Source organism: Pseudobutyrivibrio ruminis DSM 9787 (genome assembly GCF_900218035.1).
GTDB classification, from domain to species: Bacteria; Bacillota; Clostridia; order Lachnospirales; family Lachnospiraceae; genus Pseudobutyrivibrio; species Pseudobutyrivibrio ruminis.
The window spans coordinates 238,222-259,318 of record NZ_OBMR01000006.1 but is presented as its reverse complement, the minus strand read 5'-3'; the positions used below and the strand labels follow the sequence as shown (position 1 = coordinate 259,318).

Here is a 21,097-nt window from a genome sequence, read left to right as displayed (position 1 = left end):
TTAGAGCTATTAGTCATGCCAGTCTCTGTAAAACGTTAAGTGAATTTACAAGAATATAGTGAATCACTTACTAATATATATTTACCCATCCAACCCCGCCGATTAACCTGTAAATTATGAGAATATAATGGAATTTATAGCAAATTTTACAAAAATTTTGTTATAAATTTTAACAATAATAAAAGTCGCTGAAACCCAGTAAAATCAAGGGTTTGGCGACTTTTTTATATTGTGCAAACAATGAGATAATTGGAACAAAATTAAATTTTTTTTCTAAAAGGGGTAAAGTTTTTTCGCCCCAGAACGATAAATAAGGTGTAAGGAACAATTGAACACAAAAACTTTACCTTACAAATCGAATTCGAATCTTTTTAAAAATCAAATTTAATAACCAGGCCAGACACGGATGTTGGGCTATCACAAAAACGGATTTAAATGCTAAAAGGATTTAGCAGAATCTCATGGAGGAATTTATTATGGTAGTACAACACAACATGCAGGCAGCTAATGCTTCAAGAACATTGAACATTACAACTGATTCTCAGTCAAAGAGTACAGAGAAGCTTTCATCTGGATATAAAATCAACAGAGCAGCAGATGATGCAGCTGGACTTTCAATTTCTGAGAAAATGAGAAAACAGATTCGTGGTTTGACCCAGGCTTCTACAAACGCATCTGACGGTGTTTCATCAGTACAGACAGCTGAAGGTGCCCTCACAGAAGTTCACGACATGCTTCAGAGAATGAACGAGTTAGCAGTACAGGCAGCTAACGGAACAAACTCAGAGTCAGATCGTGATGATATCCAGAACGAAATTTCACAGCTTACACAGGAAATCGATCGTATCGCTTCTACAACAAAGTTCAATGAGACATTCTTATTAAAGGGTGATATCGGACTTAAGAAGATGTATATTTCAGCTCATGATGCAGGTCTTGAAGGTACATTAGTACAGAACACAACAAGAGCTACATTTACAATGGAATCTCTTGAAGCTGGTGAGAAATATACAATCGGTGGTACACAGTACACAATCGGCGCTAAGACAAAGGAAGAGGCAGCAAAGGCTCTTCACCTTGAAGATAAGCATGATGAAGGTGCAGAAGGTACAGCAAATGAGTGGAGCTTAACAGCTGGTGATACAATTTCAATCGATGGAAAGACATATACAATCGTTGATGGATCTACATCAGATGTAGCTAACTCAAAGGTAACAAACGGATACCTTAACAACCTTATCGTTCCGGGATCTACTCTTAAATATAATGGTAACGAAGTAACAATGTTTGCACAGCTTGCAACAGATGGTTCAGGTATTGATAAGGCTAATGCAACACTTATCACAGCATCAGCAGCTTACAACATGGTAGCTATCGAGCTTAAGGCAGCTTCTTCAGTAGGAGCAACAGATGGTGCAGCAGATGTAGATAAAGATGGTGATGCATACACATGGACACCTAGAACAGTTCAGCAGACAAATGGTGTTGATACCAATAATACAACAACAATTAGCTTCTCAATCACAAAGGGCTTCGTAAACGTACAGAACGCTCTTACACTTAACCTTCATGTTGGTGCTGACGCTGCAATGTCAAACAAGATTAACGTTAACATCGAAGCTATGAACTCTAAGTCAATCGGTATCAACGGACTTAACGTTTCCGATGCAACTGGTAAGGCAGCTACATACGCAATCGACGCTATCGCAGATGCAATCCAGAGAGTTTCAGCACAGCGTGCAGAACTTGGTGCTATCCAGAACAGATTAGAGCACTCTATCAAGAACCTCGACAACGTAGTTGAGAACACAGAAGCAGCAGAATCTCGTATCCGTGATACAGATATGGCTGACCAGATGGTTGAGTACTCAAAGAACAACATCCTTCAGCAGGCTGGACAGTCAATGCTTGCTCAGGCAAATCAGGCTACACAGGGTGTTATGAATCTTCTTCAGTAACCTAAGGTTGAAAACCATAAATAAAATGTCCCCACCTCTTTCACAGGGGTGGGGATGATTTTAAAAAGAAAAATTGAATAGTAACTTTAAAATCGACTGCAACTCCTTCGAAAGAGGGATTTATAGAATAGAGGTAAGGCGTATGGCATATTTCACAAGAAACAAGATGTTAACAATGGTATTAGAGCTTTACACAGCAAACCATAGATTTGCACAGGGAAGTACAGGCGATGACGCAGCAGATTTACAGGTGCTCATCGGATGTCAGCAAAAAGCCTTAGTATTGGGAGAGTACTTGGAATCCATGGGAATGGATTACTCGGACATCGTTGAAAAGTTTGAAAAGTACTGCAATATGATATACGATATAAGTGAGAACCTAAGAGATACAAATCTTATTATTAGTCATAAAATTGATATCGAAATGGTTCTTAGTGAGATTCTTAGAGAAATCGAAAACAGAATAATCGAAATTAGAAGTATCGATGTATATGACTTCAGAGGCTTGGTCGAAGCACCTGGCGAAAAACTCATTGTTAGCAAGGAAATCAATCGCTTGATTGATAGTTGCCTGGGCAAGGTTGAAGGCCTCGTGGAAGGAGAGGAAATGTACCGACCACTTGTAATTGGAACATATTAATATTAATAAAGTAAGGCTCGTCAAATGACGAGCCTTTTAGTGATTAAAGGGTGGAACAATATATGAACAATAAACCAAAAACTAAATTGCTTACAATATCCCTGCTTTGCTGTGGCAGACCAGATACAACTGAGCGCTGCCTCAAGTCTTTGATGCCAATCAGAGAGGTAATAGATTCAGAAATTCAGGTTGTGGACACAGGCTGCAGCCCTGAAACTAGAGCGGTTATTGAGAAATATGCAGATGAAGTTTTTGAATTTGAATGGTGCAATGATTTTGCTAAGGCCAGAAACTTCCAGTTGGATCAGGCTAACGGCAAAATGTTTTTGTATATCGATGATGATGAGTGGTTCCTAGACTGCAAATACATCATCGAATTTTTCCAACAGCCAGATTGCACAAATTACAATATCGGCGGATATTACCAGCACAATTATCTCGATTTTGATGGCAAGGAATACCAGGATATCGAGGTGTGTCGTATGTGTCTGGTAACACCGGAAACTCACTTTGAAGGGAAAATACATGAATATATTTTGCCGGCATCAGGAAATGCTATGTTTATGGAAGCCTATGCTGCTCATTTTGGCTATGTATATGAATCGGAAGAGGATAATATAAAGCATTCCATGCGAAACATTCCATTGATTAAAGAGATGATGGAGGAGAATCCGGATAATCTCCGCTGGCCATATCAACTTGCACAGGAACTGAAGGCTATCAAAAAATATGATGAGATGTTTGATGTATGTGAGAATGCGGTAAAACAATCATTTGAGAAAAATGACACCGAGGATTTGCGCTATAGAGGCAGTTTTGTGTGCGGAATGGCAATAGCTCTTCATCAGGATGAAAAAGATGATGAGATGATTGCTTTGTACGAAAAAGAGGCGGCAAATCCAACCATAATGGAAGTGCCATTAGCATGCTTGGCTTTTTATGCAGCAGCAGCTTATTTTAAAAAGCATGATAATGACAAGTGCCTGGTGGCCTGCAATTATTATTTGAAGATGTGTGAAAAGCTCGCTCATGATAAAGTGGCGATGTATATCCAAGGAGGATTATTCTCCTCTGATACATTTGATACCACAAAAAACAATATGATTTATTGTTATATCATGACCATAGGCCTTGATAACAATGATTACGGTCCACTGACCCACTATTATAGAAAAATAGCCTGGGATTCAAAGATTGTTCGTTTAAATCGTGGCTTTATTGTAATGCTGCTTAAGAAAAGTTCTGAAGTGGGTTATAAGAAGAAAATAAGAGACGTATTAAATAAATTCTTTTCTTCATCTGGCTTTAGGGATATGATTGAAAACCAGATTGATAAATTGGCACCAAGCCTTAGTGAGCAGGAGCTTGAAAACATTGCAGCAGCGTTTAAAACAACTGACGGCGAGAAAGAAATTCGCCTATATATCGACATTCGCATACTGGAAAAGCAGTTTGCAGGCATCGAATATTGGGACAGCTATGATGAGCTTATAGAAGCCTTGGCTAACTACGGCAACATGGCTTTAAACTGGCAGCAGATGCATGACAGCTGGCTTCTTGAAGAGGATGATGACAAGCCATTAAACCACTCTACAAAGCTTGGCCAGGGCTTGCAGCAGTTTATTGGTGAGGCGGATGTGGATGTGACTGCCAGCCTAAAGATTCTCAAAAATCTCTTTGGTTTTAGACCAGCCATGACTGGGGCCCTTGGGGAGCTGTCTCGCCTTTACACAATGCGTATAAAGATTCGCGATGCAAAGCGCAACGACCCAGATAAATTCAACGAAATGTATAAGCTCGAGGAGACCATTCTGGCTCAAATTGCCGAGCTTGACGCAGCCGGACGTAGCGACGAAGCCGTAGCTACCTATAAACAGCTGGTAGGCATATTACAGGGCTCATATGGGGTGGATACGTTACATATATAGGACGGGCTCGTAGGGTATTGAGAGTTTACATATTTAGATGAGCTAGTAGACAGCAAGCTCTACTATTTCTCAAGTGAGATATGTTATCGAACGGAGAAATCAGTAGGCTTGTAGGCGTAACTAGCGGATTAAAGGTATGAGAACAATATGAAGATTTTGATGTATCGCTGGAAAGCATACAATTACAAAGACATTAAGCACACATTCGAGACTCTAGGTTATGAAGTTGAGGAGGTTTATCAGGACCTCCTCAATTATGATGTAGATGAAGAGTTCGCAGAAAAGCTTCGAGACATGATTAAGGCTGGAAATTATGACTTTTTCTTCACAGTGAATTACTTCCCTCTGATTTCAAATGTTTGCCAGGAGCAGGGCCTACGCTACGTTTGCTGGAGCTGCGATAACCCGCTGATTTCTATGTATCATAAGTCAGTTTTTAACGACGTGAATCGCATTTTCCTGTTTGACCTGACAAATGTAGAGGAATTCCGTGGCATGGGAGTGGAGCACGTTTATCATCTCCCACTGGCCGTGGATTGCAACAGACTTGATTATCTGTTCGTCAACTCAACAGATTTGGAGGCCTACAAAAACGAAATCAGCTTCGTAGGCTCTCTATATGAAAAGAATTCTTACGACAAAATGGAGTATACTTTGCCAGAGTATCTCCGTGGATATTTCGAGGCAACCATGGAAGCTCAGCGTGATTTGATGGGAGTCAACATCATCGACAGGATGCTCACCCCGGAAATCCTCATGGAGCTTGAAAACTATTTTGAACTGGAAAAATCGGAAGACTCGCTTTCGGACCTAAACCTAATATTTTCAGTAACAACTTTGGGCTTCAAAATAGCTCAAAAGCAGCGCAGACGAATCTTAATCGACTTGTCAAAACATCATGATGTGAGCATCTACACCAACTCATTTACCAGGGATTTGCTCCGGGTAAACTACAAGGGCAGCGTTGATTATTGGAGCGAGATGCCAAAGGTATTTAACCAGTCCAAAATCAATCTAAACATGACCATTCCAAATATCAAAAGCGGAGTGCCACTTCGTGTTTACGATATTTTAGGAGCCGGAGGATTTTGTCTGACAAACTTTCAGGCGGAGCTACCAATGTTCTTTGAAAATGAAAAGCACTTGGTTTGGTACTACAATAATGAAGATCTATACGAAAAAGTGGATTTCTATCTAAAGCATGACGGAGAGCGAGAGCGCATTGCAGCAGCTGGACAGGAGTACGTCAGGGAAGCCTGCACTTACGAAGCCAGAATCAAGGAAATGCTAGAACAGATATAGACTAAGAGCACATCGATAAGATGTGCTTTTTTACACTCAATTTTTATAAAAATGTATTTTCACAAAAAATTTATAATTATTACACACAATTTAATTATGCACATAATAAAATCAATATAGAAATTTTTCTTTATTTTAATGACTGACTAAGGAGGTTTCTATGAGTAAGGTGCAAAAAAAGTCTAATAAAAATCTAGCTGGTGGCATTAACCCAAAGGATAGCATTAAAACGAAACTAATTCTTTTGATGGCTGCTTTGGTGGCTGTGCCATTATTAATTTCTATCATTATCAGCTACAACAGCTCTACCTCGAAAGCGGAGGCGGATGCGCTGGAACTTTTAAATTCTAATGCACGAGTTGTTGAGGCAAAATTTGCTGAAATTGTTGAGAAAAATACATCCATGTTGGAGGCAATTGCAACTTCTCCTAGTACGATAGTTTTTGTTGAATCCTATGGCACAGAAGGACAGGCAGTTCCGGATTCTTCTGTGATGGGACAGCTTGACGCGCTAAATGAGTACATGAACGATGGCAATGAGAATATCATCATTAGCAAGGTTTCTGGCGACCAGCTGGTTCGTAGTGATAGAGCAGAGCTTACAAACATATCAGACAGAGATTACTTTGTTCAGGCCGTTACAACTGGGAAGCCAGCTATATCTGATGTTGTTGTCAGCAAGAGTGTTGGAAATAGAATAACAATCATTTGCGTACCAATTTACAACGAAGCCCACACTCAGGTGATTGGTACAGTTCAGCGAAGCTTTGACTTAAATGTGCTTCATGAATTCCTTGCTGAAAATGTTGGCGACGGTTACATCGCTGATACAAAAGGTATGATGGTTGCACATGCTCAGTTCGAAATCAGCCCAGAGGATGAATATGATTTAAGCGGATATGAGTTTGTTTCTTCCACTGAAACAAGTGGCCTGATTACATCAACATTTGATGGTAAAATCACATATATGTCCTGGGAACAAGAACCTATCAGTGGATACTATGTTGTGGTTTCAAAAACTAGAAACGAAATCATGGCATCAGCAATTAGATCAGCATTTATCATAGTGATAATTGGAACAATAATGCTGATTCTTGGTATAGTTATTTCCCTCGTAGTTGCAACAAGCTTCACAAAACCAATCATGGCAGTAACTGATACCATCACAAAGCTTGCCGATGGTCGATTCAAGAAGATTGACGGATATGCAAAACGTAAAGACGAATTCGGTGAAATTGTTCGAAGCACCAATTCCGTTATCGAAAAATTGGGAAGCATAGTTGCCGCTATTAAGCAATCGGCTTCAACAGTTACAGTTTCTTCCGAGGATTTGGCGGACATGGCAAATCAGATTGCAGCCACAACAGATACGGTTGCAAATGCAGTCCAGGAAATCGCAACAGGTGCTGTACAGCAGGCTGAGGAGATTCAGGAAGCAGCAGAAAATGTTGGCAAGATTACAGATGCAGTTGGCGGTGTTCAGTCATCCACAGATAATGTTGAAAGCCTTGCTGGCAGAATGAAGAAAGCATCACAGACATCCAGTAAATCACTTGTTAGTCTTCAGAATTCTAGTAGCGACATGACAGCTAAAATCGAGGAGATTGCCAGAACAATTTCTGCTACCCAGAATGCTGTCGCAAATATTAACGAGCGAGTTGAAGGCATTTCAGGCATTGCTGCTCAGACAAACCTCCTTTCTTTGAATGCTTCTATTGAGGCAGCTCGTGCTGGTGAAGCAGGTAAGGGATTCGCCGTCGTTGCAGAGGAAATTAGAAAGCTTGCCGACGATTCTGATAGCATGGCGCAGGATATTCGTACAGAGATGGATGAGTTGTTGAAGCAGGCAGAAGCAGCCGTAGAGGCAGCAAATCTTGTTAAGCAGGGCAATCTTGAACAACAGGAAGCTATCGGCGGCACACTTGAATCTGTAAATGGAATGCTTGAAGATATTGATGGAACAGTTGATGGTATTAGAGATATCGCCGGCGGTGCATCTACATGCGTAACCTCCAACGATGTTGTATCAGACGCTATGTCATCACTTTCAGCAATCTCAGAAGAGAATGCTGCTTCATCTGAAACTACAGGCGCATCTGTACAGGAGCTTTCTGCTACAGTTGCAAGCCTTGCTAATTCAGCCGACGATTTGAAAGACATCGCAATCAAGCTGAACCAGGAGATGGAATTCTTCAAGGATGATGCAGAATAATGGATAATCAATAATGGAAAATCCCCTGTTACATTCACAAGCCTTAGTGTTTCTCAATTCGACAACACGTCTCATTTGAGAAACCTAAGAGCTTGTGAATTACAGGGGATTTTTAATATCCTATAATCCGTAGTTCATCATCATACCGGAGTAAGCACTTGACGCATATGGTGCGCTAAGAGTCTTACCAGGATTCTTGTACTCTACAATCGATTTATCAACATAGTTCATCGGATTGATAGAGGCCTTCGATGCAGCTTTTGAAATTGAATTCTTAAGGTTGTTAAGAGTTTCAAAAGCGCTTTCTTTATTTTCGCTGTTAATCACATCGGATAAAACATCTTTATCTAAGTAGAGGTGATTCATAGAATCACTTTGAATTCCTACAGCGGCAAGCTCGCTTGCATCATTCTTTGCAATGGAAGATATCTCATTGAAAAGTGTACGATTCTGATGAGCTTCGTTGTACTTCAATCCAATATCAAGCATACCATTGTAGCTATCCAACAGCTGTGTAATTCCTTTTGAAAGAGCTTCAGTATCGTTCATAAGACCGATGCTAACTTCACCGTTGGATGGCCTCTTCAGAATAAGCTCGTAGGTCTTGTTTACTGTAAAGGTATTGGATAATGACTGATGCGAAACTCCATTCAGCTTGAAATCTGAATTGGAAGGCTGCTGTGTAACATTGTCAATTCCAAGGATGTTTAGCTCTCTCCAAGAGATTGATGATGAGATATTAAACAATGTGTTTTCATCATCTGCAACACCAGTAGACTTGGAAACAATCTGTATAGCCTTGCTTCCGGCTCTGTCATTTGAAAGTAACTTTGCGCTTAAGCCTACATCTGAAGTATTAAGCAAACGTACAATCTTATTCTGAACGGTAAGATTGGTTTCGTTCTTATTTACATTGAACTGGAACTCATATGAATGATTTCGAATATCCAAATCAAATGAGTACTGGCCCTCTTCAAAATCATGTCCCTCTGAGAGAAGGAAGTTGCCAGTGTTCACCTGAGGCTTTGCAAGCGCATCAACCTGGATTGTGAAATCCTCAGCACCATCCGTGCTATCGCCGACGTAAAGCACATCAACAGAATTTGGATCTGATGAAGATGCAATGCGCTTCTCTAAAACAGAAGAAATATCCTCGCCGGTGGAAGTCAAATTTGATACCGAAAGAGTCATAGCATTGGCGTGCTCTTTAATATCAATTGCAAACTGACCGATGTCCTCAGAATCATTTATCTTGTACAGAGGAGCTTCTTTGTTCGCCTTAACTATTTTGTTGTAAGTGTCGCGTAGTTCGCTTTTCTTATGAGATTCGTAGCGTGATCCTATGTTATTACCATAGGTCGTCATGAAATAATTATACGCAGCATCAATGCGTGCCATAAGACGCCCCTCCTTTCTTCCTTGAAAATTGAGTCATCGACAATCCTTTGTCTACGCCAGGGCAAAGATTTCGATATTTATAGTTACTATCATAATACCACAAGTCAAACTATTTGAAAACCCCATAGATTTAGATTTATTTTCAGATTATTCACAATATGTAGACACTGGCTAGCCTAGTACGCCTGTTACGTTCACAAACCTGATGAATTCTTCGCTCGACGACATGTCTCGCTTAAGAATTATCAGAGTTTGTGAACTACAGGCTTATAGAATAATCTGAAAAATACCTAGATGACTCTTTGAAATTTGAATGATAGTAACATGACAATATCTTTTCGTAAAGATGTGTTCAGAAAGTTTCTAGTAATCATCACCTGATATTCACAATATGCACGGGAGAATTTTCACAATGCGGTGGTTAACTATAACACGTAACGCGCTGAGGTTGGAGCGCAGATAAATATTGACCATTGGGGAAACCCGATGCAGATAACGGAGGACATAAAATGAGGAAAAGACTTACTGCATTAATGATGACTGCAGCACTTGCTTGTGGCTCATTGATAGCTTGCGGATCAGATTCCACAACAGCTTATGCCAGTGAAACTATCTATGGCGAGGTGACAGCAGTCAGTGATACGGGATTTACAATCACCGTAGGAACTTATGAAAACAATGAACTTACATTGGGTGAGGAAACAGCAGACATCACAGTTAGCGACAGCACAACTTACTCTATGGCAATGGCAGGCGGCGGTGAAGCTCCATCAGGTGATGGCGAAGCTCCTACAAAGCCAGATGATGCGGCAACAGAAGAGTCTACAGAGGAGACAACAGAGGAAACAACAGAAGAAACTACAGATGAAGAGACAACAGAAGATACAGAGGCTACAGAGGATTCTTCAGATGATACAGCAATGACAGAAGCTACAGTAGAGGCAGGCGCTGAGGCACCAGCAGCTGGTGAGGCTCCAGCAGGAGATAAACCAGACGGTGAAGCTCCTTCAGGTGACAAGCCAGAGGGCGAAGCACCATCAGGCGATGGCGAAGCACCAGCAGACAGTGAGGCATCAGCAGAGGGCGAAGCTCCATCAGGTGACGGGGAAGCACCAGCAGATATGGGAAATGCTCAGGCTCAAATTTCATTCTCTGACATCGAAGTAGGCACACAGGTTGCAGTTACATTCGATGCAGACGGAAATGTAGAATCAGTAGAAATTCTTGGTGGTACTCAGTCAGCCATGGGTCAGCCAGGTGGAAACATGACATCAGCTGCAGACATTACATACTCAGCATTATATGAGTACAATGCAGATGAGACTGTAGAGGGCGAGACAATCGCCTCTACAGGCACTGATGAAAATGCAATCCTTGTAACAGATGGTGAAGTTACAGTTAAGGATTCAACAATTACAAGAACTTCAGATGACAGCACAGGTGGCGACAATTCTAGTTTTTACGGAGTTGGCGCTACTCTTTTAACTACAGGTGGAACACTTACAGTTGACAATGTGACTATTGACTCAGATGCAGCAGGTGGTGCTGGCGTATTCGCATATGGCGATGGTGTGGCTTATGTATCTAATTCAACAATCACAACACAGCAGAACACATCAGGTGGTATCCACGTTGCAGGCGGCGGAACACTTTACGCTAACGACAACACAATTGAAACAAACGGCGAATCTTCAGCTGCAATCCGTTCAGACAGAGGCGGCGGAACAATGGTAGTTGATGGTGGTACATACACATCAAACGGTACAGGCTCACCAGCAGTTTACTGTACAGCAGATATCACAATCTCAAATGCAACACTTACAGCAACAGGCGCTGAGGCCGTATGTATCGAAGGTCTCAACTCACTTACACTTACAGATTGCGACTTAACAGGTAACATTCCAACAAGTGAGCAGAACGACTGCGATTGGAACATCATCCTTTACCAGTCAATGTCAGGTGATTCAGAAGTAGGTAACTCTACATTCTCTATGACAGGCGGCAGCATCACTGCAAAGAATGGCGGTATGTTCTACACAACAAATACAGAGTCAACATTCGTTCTTGAAAACGTTGACATCACATACGCTGATGAAAATGACTTCTTCCTTAAGGTTACAGGAAACGCTAACCAGAGAGGTTGGGGAACAAGCGGAGAGAACGGAGCACAGTGCACATTCACAGCTATCAACCAGGAAATGGAAGGCGATATCATCTGGGATACAATCTCAACACTTGATATGGAAATGACAGATGGTTCAGTTCTTACAGGTGCATTCATCGATGATGAGTCAGCTGCAGGCAACGGCGGCGACGGCTACGCAAATCTTACAATCGATTCTTCATCTAAGTGGATCGTTACAGGCGACTCAGTTCTCACATCACTTACAAACAACGGAACTATCGTTGATGAAGACGGAAACACAGTTTCAATCGTTGGTGCAGACGGCACTGTATACGTAGAGGGCACAAGCTCATACACAATCACAGTATCTGAGTACGCAGACTAATATATTCCTTTAAGCACATTTGAATTCTCTTGTGCTTCGGCCAGCATACGGGCTGGCCTTTTGCTATATATAAGGGGCTTTTCCTGATTTTATAGTAGAAATAAGAGTGGGGTTGCTATAAGAATCAAGGAAGCCCTAAAGCTATAGCAGAAATAGAAGATGAAATGCTATAAGAATTGGGAAAAACTTAAATCTATAGCAGAAATAGAATCCGGGTTGCTATAAGAACTGGAAAAAGCTTAAATCTATAGCAGAAATAGAATTTGAGTTGCTATAAGAATTGGGAAAAACTTAAATCTATAGCAGAAATAGAAACCGAGTTGCTATATGATATGGAAAAAGCCTGAGATTATAGCAGAAAGCTGAGAAAATCTGCTATTAGATTAGAGAATTGCTCAAACTTATAGCAAACACTACTAAAAAACAGCTAAAAGATTACTGGATTGCTCAAACTTATAGCAAATCCCAAAAAGAAAATGCTATAAGATTGCAGATTAGCCGAATCTTATAGCAAATGACTATAGATTTTTGTTTTTCATCAGAAAAACAGAAATCGTAAATACCAAGAAAATAGATTCATCTATTTTCTTGTCCTGCAAAGCAGGATTCTTGCTGACAATTTCATTTTTCTGTCAGCAAGAAGTTATATTTCGCGCACGATAGAAAAATATATAGTCCCACACAGCAGCTTATGACTATATAAAACAAGAAAAGCTGAAGATATATAGTAAAAATCAGCCTTCATAACTATATAAATCTAAAGAGTTTAAAAAGATATAGTCGTAAACAGTCAGAACACAACAAAAATGACTATATTTCCCACACAATAGATAAATATATAGTATTACACAGCAATTTGTGACTATATAAACAAGAAAAGCTGAAGAGATATAGTCCAAAAGAGCAAGTATTACTATATAAATCTAAAGAATTTAAAAAGATATAGTCCAAAAGAGTCAAGATGACTATATATACTAAAACTAATAAAAAGATATAGTCAGAAACAGTCAGATTACAACAAAAATGACTATATATTCCCACTCAACACAGAAATATATAGTCATATCACTACTAAATGCACTATAAAATTCAATAACATGAATAATATATAGTCAGAACAAAAAAAGGAGACTATAAAAGCCGAAAGATATGAAAATATATAGTCATCCTATCGAACCACGACGAATAACAATCGTCCGAGGCGCCACTATTTGCTCACCACATGCCCTGGATTTCCCACGACAGTGGCTCCGGCAGGAACATCGTGAACAACTACAGCATTGGCTCCGATGCGGGCACCCTTGCCTACAGTGATAGGCCCGATGATTGCTGCCCCGGCGCCGATGTCTACGCCATCTTCAATGACTGGAACGCCGCGACCGTTTGTGCCTATTACACAGCCCTGGCGGATTGTGACGCCACTTCCGATGACAGCATCCACATGAATGACGATGCATGAAAAATGATCAATCATGAACCCCGCCCCAATCTGCTTGATGTGGCTTGGAATATCGATACCATATTTAACAGCAACACTATGAAAGCGAAGCCTGGTGATGAAGGCCAGAGGCTTCATCCAGCTATGTGAATTCTGGTAGCAGAGCTTTCTGTACCAGTAGCTCCAAGCATAGCCAGGCTTCATTTTATAGGCTTTGAAACGGCCGATAAAAGTATCATCATTTGAATATCTTAAAAAATCACTTCTGAGTAATTCCTTGTATTCTTTTTTTGTCATAAATTATCTCCAATAATGATTGTTAAACAGCATTGCGACTGCCATCATACCTTCTATTGAAATGATCTGTAAATGTCTAGCAGCTTTCCACAATACTCATCGATATTATTATATTCCATGGCACGCTTGGTTGCACCAGAAGATTTGCTAGCATATAAATCCGCATCAGTCAAAAGAGATGTGATAGCAGCAACAAATTCCTCCTTACTATCACAAACAAAGCCACAGCTGTCATCCATGATTTTGACAAGGCCGCCGTTATTTGTGCTGACAACGGGAACTCCAAGAGACATAGCTTCTAAAGCAACAAGGCCGAAACCTTCCCACTTAGAAGGCATCATTAAAACTTCTGTGCATGCCATATAGTCATAAGAATTCTTTTTGAATCTTTCCAATACAACCACATCAGAAAGCCCTGCATTAGCAACAAATTGCTGAAGCTCTGGCATCAACTCGCCATCACCTACAATTCGAACTCGCTTCACTAGTCCGGCTTCAGCTAACTCTTTAGCAACCTCGAGCACAAGCATAGGATTCTTTTGCTCAGTAAGACGTCCCACAAATAGTAAATCACTGTCGTAGCACTGGAACTCCGCACCAGCCTCGGCCGAAGCGCCACCCGAACCTACGCTGAAAAGCTCCTGCTTCACCTGAGCCTTCACCCCATCCACAGAAAAAGGATTTCCCACGATGGTGATAGGGCATTTAAGCTTGCTGGTGTAGCGATACTCATCTCTGACAGCATCGGAAACCATCAAAATATGGTCGATATACTTGCAGGCCATCAAATAAGAAATGGTCTTATAATGAAATTTTTGAATCCATGGTGGATTGTTGTGTAGATGGGAAATGATTGGCACGCTGCCCTTAAGCGCAAAAGCACAAAGAACGCTGGCTGTGAAATCGTGGGCATGAACCACTGTCGGATGAAACTTTTCAACAGCTGTCTTTATTGAAGCAACATCGAGCTTATCGATGCCGTAGTAATTGTCGTAAAGACCGATAGATTTGAGCTTGTCCTCTATAGGACCATGAGGAGCCATATAAATGAACTCCTCACAATCAGAAAGACCTTTTATAATTTGACAGACAACATTTTCTGCCCCTGAATATATTTTGGATTTGATTACATGTAAAATCATGAATTTATTCTCCTGCAATAGAATAGCGGGCGGTATTGCTGCCGTACACATATGTGCTTAAAAATTCGTCAATTTCGCTGAATGACTTAGGAAATTCCATTCCAAACTCCTCAGCGATTTTTCCATTGTATAGCTTAACTGAATCATCTGAGCTGCCGTAGCCGATTTTGATTGTTGTAATATCGTCGCCGTTGAAGACACGTACTGCTTTTTTACCGGCGGCATATCCAAGTGAATATGGGTCAGAGAAAAGAGTTACAAGTGCATTTTCACCGATTGTTGTGTCGCCAGCAACAACTGTGACCTTTTCGTCTGTAGCGATTTCTCCGATAATATCCATCTGGTCTGTAAGCATGCTGCCAAATGGGATGTAGATTGCTGAACATTCATCGCATGCTTCTTGGATGCGAGACTCTAGAGTGATTTCTTCTTCCGATTCCTCAGATGAAGCACTTGTCGAATCAGTCGATTCAGCAGATTCTTCCTCGTACTCCGAAGTCTCATCATCGACCTTGCTTGATGTACGAACTACCTTGCCACCAGTCCAGAAATCTGACTGAAGGGCAACTCGTGTAGATGATGGTGAATTCAAACCTAAAACAGAGTCTTCGTTAAGAGCAACTACATTATTATCCATTCCCTCTTTTGCAGAGAATGCAACGAATTTACTAGGAGTCAAAGCTGTGGAATTTTGTTCTTCTTCCTCCAATGCATAATCTGTTGCTGTATCAGATGCTGGAATCAAATATTCCTTCCAAGGAATTCCGGCCTGATCCAGATATGCTTCGAAAATCTCGTTCTGATAGATGGCATCGGTGTCCTCTGGTGAGAAGAAAATGCCGACAGTCTGTAAATCGTCAGTTGCTTCTATCATAAGAGATACCTGGTCAACGATGCTTGGCTTGCTGCTGATACCAGTAACATTTTTGCCTGTAGTTTTGTCCCAGGATTTACCATCAAGGCTGGCGATTCTAAGTGTGCCCTTGAAATCGATAATTCCAGTGGCGATGATTGGAATGGTATCTGTAGCGGATGTAGCTGATGAAAGTGTTTGCTTTCCAGCGGTGAAAATCATATCAGAACCATTTTTAACAGCTGTGTTTGCAATATTGTCACTGCTTGCATCCTCTGATACGGAAGATGTAGTGATTACAAAGTGCTCATCACCGAGATAATCTGAAAGGGCATCAGAAAAGCCCTTTAGTAGATTTTCATTGTAGGTATTGTCTTCGGATAGGAGTGCTGATATATTATATTGATATGAATCCTCGGTGGATTCTTCATTAACTTCTTTTTCAGACTCGGATTCGTTGTTGCTTCCACAGGCAACTGTTGAAAGACCGAGAGTAGCAGCTAATGCTATGCTTAAAAATCTTTTTTTCATATTATTCCTTTCAAAGATTCAGTTACTAAATAATAATTAGAAATCCCAAATTAGTCAAATAGGAGTCTTATGAAACAATTCGACAAAGGTATTATAGACTTTTGCCTAGAGTTATTATATCCAAAACGATGTGTGGCTTGCGATAAAGTTTTATTAAAAATAGAAAAAGATATGGGAATCTGTAAGGGATGCGCACCAAAAGTGAAACTGGTAGGTGGCACTTATTGCATAAAATGCGGAGGACCAATCAATAATCCATCAGAAGAATTTTGTAATAATTGTAAAGAGAATAAGCATCATTTTGATCAGGCAAAAGCAGTATTTAGGTACACAGGCGGAATGAAGGAGGCCATGTATCGTTTCAAGTATTCTAATAGGAGATGTTACGGCAAAGTTTTTGCAACTCACGCATTAAAAAATTATGGCAGCTGGCTAATGGCAAATAATGTAGAAGCAATAGTACCAGTGCCCATGTATGGACCTAAAGAAAATAAGCGCGGTTACAACCAGGCAGTGGTATTTGCAAAGGCGTTAAGCAACGTAACAGGAATTCCTGTAGCAGATAAAATTGTGAAACGAGAAAGAGATACTGTTGCGATGAAGGAGCTAAACGGTACAAAAAGAAAGAAAAATCTGTTAAAAGCTTTTATACTAACGGAAAATGTTGTACAATTTAGAAAAGTACTTATAGTTGATGATATTTACACAACTGGCACAACGATGGACGAAGTGGCCAGGGTGTTGAAGAGCGGGGGAGTAAAAGAGGTATTTGGTATGTGCGTCTGCATTGGCGAGTGCAGCGACTAAAGTAGGAGGAATCATCTATGGAGGTACGTAATTGTAGAACTTGTGGCAGATTGTTCAATTATATAGGAGGCAATCCTAACATGTGCCCTGCATGTCGCGACGATTTGGAGAAGAAGTTCCAGGAGGTAAAGAGTTATATCCAGGATAATCCACGTGCTAGCATTCAGCAGATTTCAGAAGATAATGAAGTTAGCACAAATCAGCTTCGTCAGTGGATTCGTGAGGAAAGATTACAGTTTACTGACGATTCACCAATCGGTATCGAGTGCGAAAACTGTGGCGCTAGTATCAAAACCGGTAGATTCTGCGAAAATTGTAAAAATACTATGGCAAATTCTCTAGCTCAATCTATTGAAAAACCAAAGCCAATTGAGGAGCCAAAGAAAAAACCAGATAATAAAAATAAGATGCGTTTCCTTGAAAAATAGTGCATTAATTCAAATACCTGCTAGCAAAAGCTAGTGGGTATTTCTTTTTCAGCCAATTTTATGCTATACTCATTCTGTATTACTAGGTAAAAAGATGAGAGGATTGTTATGATAAATGAAGAGCGCGTAAAGCACATGACATCCATGGCCATTTTCGAAAAGGAATTAGGCCCTGAATATCAGCCTATGCTTCGCTACTCCAAAAAAGAATACATAGCTCTACATGGCTGGGGAGGATTCCTCGCCGGCACAGTATTTTTTGCGGTTATTTACGTAGGAATTGTTCTGTATATCGCCGGCAATGTCCTTGAAAATATCACCACAATGTACATACTACTTATGATTTTAATCGGGCTGTTGGCATATGCTTTGTACATCATAGTGCATGTTCACAACACCCGTCGCAGGGCTGCAAAGCAATACAGAATGGGCAAACGCCTTATCAAAGAATTGGCAGCCAAATATTCAAAGCTCAACCTCATGTACGAGGATGAGGCTCAACAGACCAAACCATTACTTGCTAGAAATAAAGAAGAAATATTCTAAAGGATCAATATAAAATGAACGCATTTATCAGATTACGAGATGACATTAGAAGATTCATTCTCTCTAGAGAAATGATTTTTTTGAAAATATGGAGCGCACTTATTGCCTTCGTAGGTCTTATGTGCATCAAATCCAATTTTGGTTACAATGATACAGTTAGCCAACTTTGGGTTTCTATTATCATTGCCATTATAAGTGCATTTTTCCCAATTCAAGGTGTTTCCCTCATTTTATTGTTAGTTTTATTGATTGATTTGGCAGAGCTTGGCGCTCAAGTTGCTCTTGTTGCACTAGCTTTGGTGGTCATTGGCTATCTCGTTTGTGCATATTTTAGAAGCAAAAATACTTACAATATGGTAATGGTTCCGGTGTGCTATTCGTTCCATTCGCCATATGTTATGGCACTTGGCACTGGCCTTATGTCAAATATCAACGAGCTTTGCTCAGTTATTTGTGGTACGGTCACAGCATACTACTTACACGTAATTAAAATTAATGCGGCCGCTATCTTGGATGAGACTAGCGATGTTTCAGTTTTTTCTTTATTAAACGAGCAGCTTCTTAAGAGCAAGATGTTCTACTTCTTCCTAGCTGCTATGGTCGCAATGTTTTTAGTTGTTTATTTACTTCGCCAGGCTAGCATTAATATGTCATGGATAGTTGCAAACTTTGCAGGCGTAGCCGTAGAGTTCATTATCATGATTGCAGGCTTTTTGCTCACTAGCCAAAAGGGAGAAATACCAGGGCTTATCCTTGGCAATATTATCGTCTTAGTTGTAGGTTTCATTTTGAATTACTTCATTCTTGATTTGGACTACTCACGAATTGAAAAGGTTCAGTTCGAGGATGATGATTATTACTATTATGTTACTGCAGTACCAAAAATCAGAATTGTAGAAGAAGAAAAAGAGGTAAAGAAAATATAATTCCCGTCAGGGTAGTAAGGAAGTGGATCATTGGTTGATTTTGTCAATGCTGTAGATGCCTTCATCGATGATTATTTCAATGTAAATATTCCAGATGTTTCCATTACAGATGTAATTGAAATTTTCATAATTGCATATTTCGTATATCACTTATTGGTATGGGTGAAAAACAGCAGGGTTTGGATGCTTATTAGAGGCGTCATTTTTATCATGCTGTTTTTTCTGCTTGCAGCAATCTTCCAGATGAACACAATTCTTTGGTTAGGTGAAAGATTCGTCTCAGTTGCTGTTACAGTTTTGATTGTGGTGTTCCAGCCTGAGCTTCGTCGAGCATTGGAGCAAATTGGTCGACGCAAAATCACATCACTTTTCACTTGGAATTTGCTTAAGCCAGGTGCAAAGAAATTTGATGACTCAACCATTACCGGTATGGTTTCTGCTTGCTATGAAATGGGAGCAGTTAAAACGGGCGCTCTTATCGTTGTGGAAAATGATATGCAGCTTACAGAATTCGAAAGGACAGGAATCAGTCTGGATGCTCTCGTAACCAGACAGCTCCTTATCAATATATTCGAGAAAAACACACCACTTCATGATGGTGCTGTTATCGTCAGAGGAGACAGAGTTGTTTCTGCAACATGTTACCTTCCTCTTTCAGACAATATGGCTTTATCAAAGGATTTGGGAACTCGCCACAGAGCAGCTGTTGGTATCAGTGAGGTTTCTGATTCCCTTACAATCGTTGTTTCAGAAGAAACTGGAACAGTATCATACGCAAGAGAGGGACGCATCGTTCGCGACGTCAAGGAGGATGAGCTTATTGCAGAGCTTAAGCGCATTCAGAATCCTGACGTAGAAGAGGATGGCACAGCCCATACTTCGGAAGGAGGTATGGCATGAAGCAAAAGATTATTAATGCCCTTACAAAGGACGTAGGACTCAAGATTTTAGCAGTTGTATTTTCTTTCCTGCTGTGGTTGGTAGTTGTAAATATTGATGACCCAACTCAGACCAGGACATTCACAGCTGTTGTTACAGTTACCAACGAGGATGTTCTTAAGAGCGCAGGAAAGCTTTATGAGATAAAGGATGGAGTTAACACAGTTAGCTTCCGAGTTACTGCAAAACGTTCTATCATTGAAAAGCTTTCTCCTTCAGATTTCTCTGCCACAGCAGATATGAACAGTCTGGAAAATGAGGAGCGCATCCCTGTTACAATTGCAGCCAAATCATATGCAAACTACATCACTATTTCTAGCAAGCAAAACTATCTGTATGTAGTTCTTGAGGATGAGCAGACGGAAAGATTCGTTATCGAAGCACAGACTACAGGCACAATCGAAGCTGGCCTGACAGTAGACTCTGTTTCAAGCAGTCCTACTGTCATCACAGTTACCGGTCCTGAGGATGTGGTTTCCACAATTGATAAAGTAGTTGCTTCTGCAAACATCACAGGTGTTACAAGCAACTTTACAGAAAGTGTTATTCCTAAATTCTATGATTCCGAAGGAAATGAAGTAGATTCAAAGGAACTCACACTTTCAGTGTCTACAGTTAGTGTTAGTGTTAATTTCTCTAACATCAAAACAGTAGATTTAGTAGTTAAAACAAGTGGCACATTATCGCCACATCTTACACTTGATTCAATAAAAACTGATCCATCATCAGTTGGCATAAAAGGTGAAGTTACAGCACTCAATGATGTTACATCTATCACCATACCTGATACAGTTATTAACCTTTCAGATTTGACAGGTTCATTTACCACCACGGTAGACATTTCGTCTTACTTGCCAGAAGGCGTCACTTTGGCAGATGGCTCGTCATCAAAGGTTACAATATATGTGTTGATGTCTGGCGAAACGGCTTCTACTGCAACAGTCAGCGCGGACAACATCTCACTTATAAACATACCTGAAGGACTTGCAGTTTCACTGGATGTTACTTCGGTACAGGTTAACGTGTTTGGTACAACAGATATGTTAGCAGCTTTAGACGCAACAGCTATCAAGGGCACTATTGATTGCACCAACCTTACAGTTGGCGAATCACAGACAGTTGTTGTTCAGTTTGAAAATATTGAAGGAGTCACCATTCAAAATACATCGGTGACAGTTACCGTTATCGAAGATACAACTAATAGCGATTCAACAGCGGCAACAGAAGATTCAGAGGAGTAAT

The 21,097-nt window shown here is 40.4% G+C and carries 16 protein-coding genes; 12 read left to right on the top strand and 4 right to left on the bottom strand.

From position 1 onward, the window contains the following. Positions 1 to 476 precede the first annotated feature (476 nt). The 5 genes from CRN97_RS07395 to CRN97_RS07375 all read left to right on the top strand — a co-directional run bounded on the left by CRN97_RS07395 (position 477) and on the right by CRN97_RS07375 (position 8,040). Positions 477 to 1,958: a flagellin N-terminal helical domain-containing protein gene (locus tag CRN97_RS07395; RefSeq protein ID WP_097076427.1), complete on the top strand. Its 1,482-nt coding sequence runs from the start codon at positions 477 to 479 to the stop codon at positions 1,956 to 1,958. Positions 1,959 to 2,100: 142 nt separating this feature from the next. Then, entirely contained in the window at positions 2,101 to 2,598 is a 498-nt protein-coding gene (locus tag CRN97_RS07390; protein WP_033152206.1) for a hypothetical protein, read from the top strand. Positions 2,599 to 2,660: 62 nt separating this feature from the next. Next, positions 2,661 to 4,526 carry a glycosyltransferase gene (locus CRN97_RS07385; protein ID WP_097076426.1) on the top strand — a complete coding sequence of 622 codons (1,866 nt, stop codon included), beginning with the start codon at positions 2,661 to 2,663 and terminating at the stop codon, positions 4,524 to 4,526. Positions 4,527 to 4,673: 147 nt separating this feature from the next. Continuing rightward, the gene (locus CRN97_RS07380) at positions 4,674 to 5,828 is read left to right on the top strand and encodes a CgeB family protein (protein WP_097076425.1); all 1,155 of its coding nucleotides are present in this window, start codon (positions 4,674 to 4,676) and stop codon (positions 5,826 to 5,828) included. A 160-nt stretch (positions 5,829 to 5,988) separates the two neighbouring features. Next, a complete protein-coding gene (locus CRN97_RS07375) occupies positions 5,989 to 8,040 on the top strand; it encodes a methyl-accepting chemotaxis protein (RefSeq protein ID WP_097076424.1) in 2,052 nt (683 codons plus the stop codon). A 120-nt stretch (positions 8,041 to 8,160) separates the two neighbouring features. Here the strand turns inward: CRN97_RS07375 and CRN97_RS07370 are convergent, their stop codons facing one another. Continuing rightward, complete coding sequence (locus CRN97_RS07370; protein WP_097076423.1) at positions 8,161 to 9,438, bottom strand: flagellar capping protein; 1,278 nt, start codon at positions 9,436 to 9,438, stop codon at positions 8,161 to 8,163. A 509-nt stretch (positions 9,439 to 9,947) separates the two neighbouring features. On the opposite strand from CRN97_RS07370, the gene CRN97_RS07365 reads away from it, so the two are divergent. Then, entirely contained in the window at positions 9,948 to 11,948 is a 2,001-nt protein-coding gene (locus CRN97_RS07365) for a right-handed parallel beta-helix repeat-containing protein (protein WP_097076422.1), read from the top strand. Between the two features lie 1,207 nt (positions 11,949 to 13,155). Here CRN97_RS07365 and CRN97_RS07360 read toward each other — a convergent pair. From CRN97_RS07360 to CRN97_RS07350, 3 genes are read right to left on the bottom strand one after another with little or no spacing between them, the layout of a single operon-like run. Next, the gene (locus tag CRN97_RS07360; RefSeq protein WP_097076421.1) at positions 13,156 to 13,683 is read right to left on the bottom strand and encodes a serine O-acetyltransferase; all 528 of its coding nucleotides are present in this window, start codon (positions 13,681 to 13,683) and stop codon (positions 13,156 to 13,158) included. Between the two features lie 53 nt (positions 13,684 to 13,736). Beyond that, positions 13,737 to 14,825, bottom strand: a complete 1,089-nt coding sequence (locus CRN97_RS07355) for a glycosyltransferase (protein WP_179670706.1) — start codon at positions 14,823 to 14,825, stop codon at positions 13,737 to 13,739. Positions 14,826 to 14,829: 4 nt separating this feature from the next. Further along, positions 14,830 to 16,209 (bottom strand): ABC transporter substrate-binding protein, encoded by a 1,380-nt coding sequence (locus CRN97_RS07350; protein WP_097076419.1) that lies wholly within the window; start codon positions 16,207 to 16,209, stop codon positions 14,830 to 14,832. Between the two features lie 69 nt (positions 16,210 to 16,278). Between CRN97_RS07350 and CRN97_RS07345 the strand changes: the two genes are divergently transcribed. From CRN97_RS07345 to CRN97_RS07320, 6 genes are all read left to right on the top strand, one after another. After that, positions 16,279 to 17,016 (top strand): ComF family protein, encoded by a 738-nt coding sequence (locus CRN97_RS07345; protein ID WP_097076418.1) that lies wholly within the window; start codon positions 16,279 to 16,281, stop codon positions 17,014 to 17,016. 17 nt (positions 17,017 to 17,033) lie between these two features. After that, entirely contained in the window at positions 17,034 to 17,444 is a 411-nt protein-coding gene (locus CRN97_RS07340; RefSeq protein ID WP_044938876.1) for a FeoC-like transcriptional regulator, read from the top strand. Between the two features lie 108 nt (positions 17,445 to 17,552). Next, positions 17,553 to 17,990: a hypothetical protein gene (locus CRN97_RS07335; protein WP_074789575.1), complete on the top strand. Its 438-nt coding sequence runs from the start codon at positions 17,553 to 17,555 to the stop codon at positions 17,988 to 17,990. Between the two features lie 14 nt (positions 17,991 to 18,004). Next, positions 18,005 to 18,916, top strand: a complete 912-nt coding sequence (locus CRN97_RS07330; protein WP_074789577.1) for a hypothetical protein — start codon at positions 18,005 to 18,007, stop codon at positions 18,914 to 18,916. A gap of 30 nt (positions 18,917 to 18,946) precedes the next feature. Next, a complete protein-coding gene (cdaA, locus tag CRN97_RS07325; protein ID WP_097076417.1) occupies positions 18,947 to 19,816 on the top strand; it encodes a diadenylate cyclase CdaA in 870 nt (289 codons plus the stop codon). Beyond that, positions 19,813 to 21,096 (top strand): CdaR family protein, encoded by a 1,284-nt coding sequence (locus tag CRN97_RS07320; protein ID WP_097076416.1) that lies wholly within the window; start codon positions 19,813 to 19,815, stop codon positions 21,094 to 21,096. The genes cdaA and CRN97_RS07320 overlap by 4 nt, the downstream gene beginning before the upstream one ends. Position 21,097: the final 1 nt, after the last annotated feature.

Bases quoted from the DNA above. Each gene is read 5' to 3' on its own strand.
- CRN97_RS07380 (WP_097076425.1), top strand. From the start codon at position 4,674: ATGAAGATTTTGATGTATCGCTGGAAAGCATACAATTACAAAGACATT.
- CRN97_RS07365 (WP_097076422.1), top strand. From the start codon at position 9,948: ATGAGGAAAAGACTTACTGCATTAATGATGACTGCAGCACTTGCTTGT.
- CRN97_RS07390 (WP_033152206.1), top strand. From the start codon at position 2,101: ATGGCATATTTCACAAGAAACAAGATGTTAACAATGGTATTAGAGCTT.
- CRN97_RS07370 (WP_097076423.1), bottom strand. From the start codon at position 9,438: ATGGCACGCATTGATGCTGCGTATAATTATTTCATGACGACCTATGGT.
- CRN97_RS07340 (WP_044938876.1), top strand. From the start codon at position 17,034: ATGGAGGTACGTAATTGTAGAACTTGTGGCAGATTGTTCAATTATATA.
- CRN97_RS07355 (WP_179670706.1), bottom strand. From the start codon at position 14,825: ATGATTTTACATGTAATCAAATCCAAAATATATTCAGGGGCAGAAAAT.
- CRN97_RS07335 (WP_074789575.1), top strand. From the start codon at position 17,553: ATGATAAATGAAGAGCGCGTAAAGCACATGACATCCATGGCCATTTTC.
- CRN97_RS07360 (WP_097076421.1), bottom strand. From the start codon at position 13,683: ATGACAAAAAAAGAATACAAGGAATTACTCAGAAGTGATTTTTTAAGA.
- CRN97_RS07385 (WP_097076426.1), top strand. From the start codon at position 2,661: ATGAACAATAAACCAAAAACTAAATTGCTTACAATATCCCTGCTTTGC.
- CRN97_RS07395 (WP_097076427.1), top strand. From the start codon at position 477: ATGGTAGTACAACACAACATGCAGGCAGCTAATGCTTCAAGAACATTG.
- CRN97_RS07345 (WP_097076418.1), top strand. From the start codon at position 16,279: ATGAAACAATTCGACAAAGGTATTATAGACTTTTGCCTAGAGTTATTA.
- CRN97_RS07330 (WP_074789577.1), top strand. From the start codon at position 18,005: ATGAACGCATTTATCAGATTACGAGATGACATTAGAAGATTCATTCTC.
- CRN97_RS07375 (WP_097076424.1), top strand. From the start codon at position 5,989: ATGAGTAAGGTGCAAAAAAAGTCTAATAAAAATCTAGCTGGTGGCATT.
- CRN97_RS07320 (WP_097076416.1), top strand. From the start codon at position 19,813: ATGAAGCAAAAGATTATTAATGCCCTTACAAAGGACGTAGGACTCAAG.
- CRN97_RS07350 (WP_097076419.1), bottom strand. From the start codon at position 16,209: ATGAAAAAAAGATTTTTAAGCATAGCATTAGCTGCTACTCTCGGTCTT.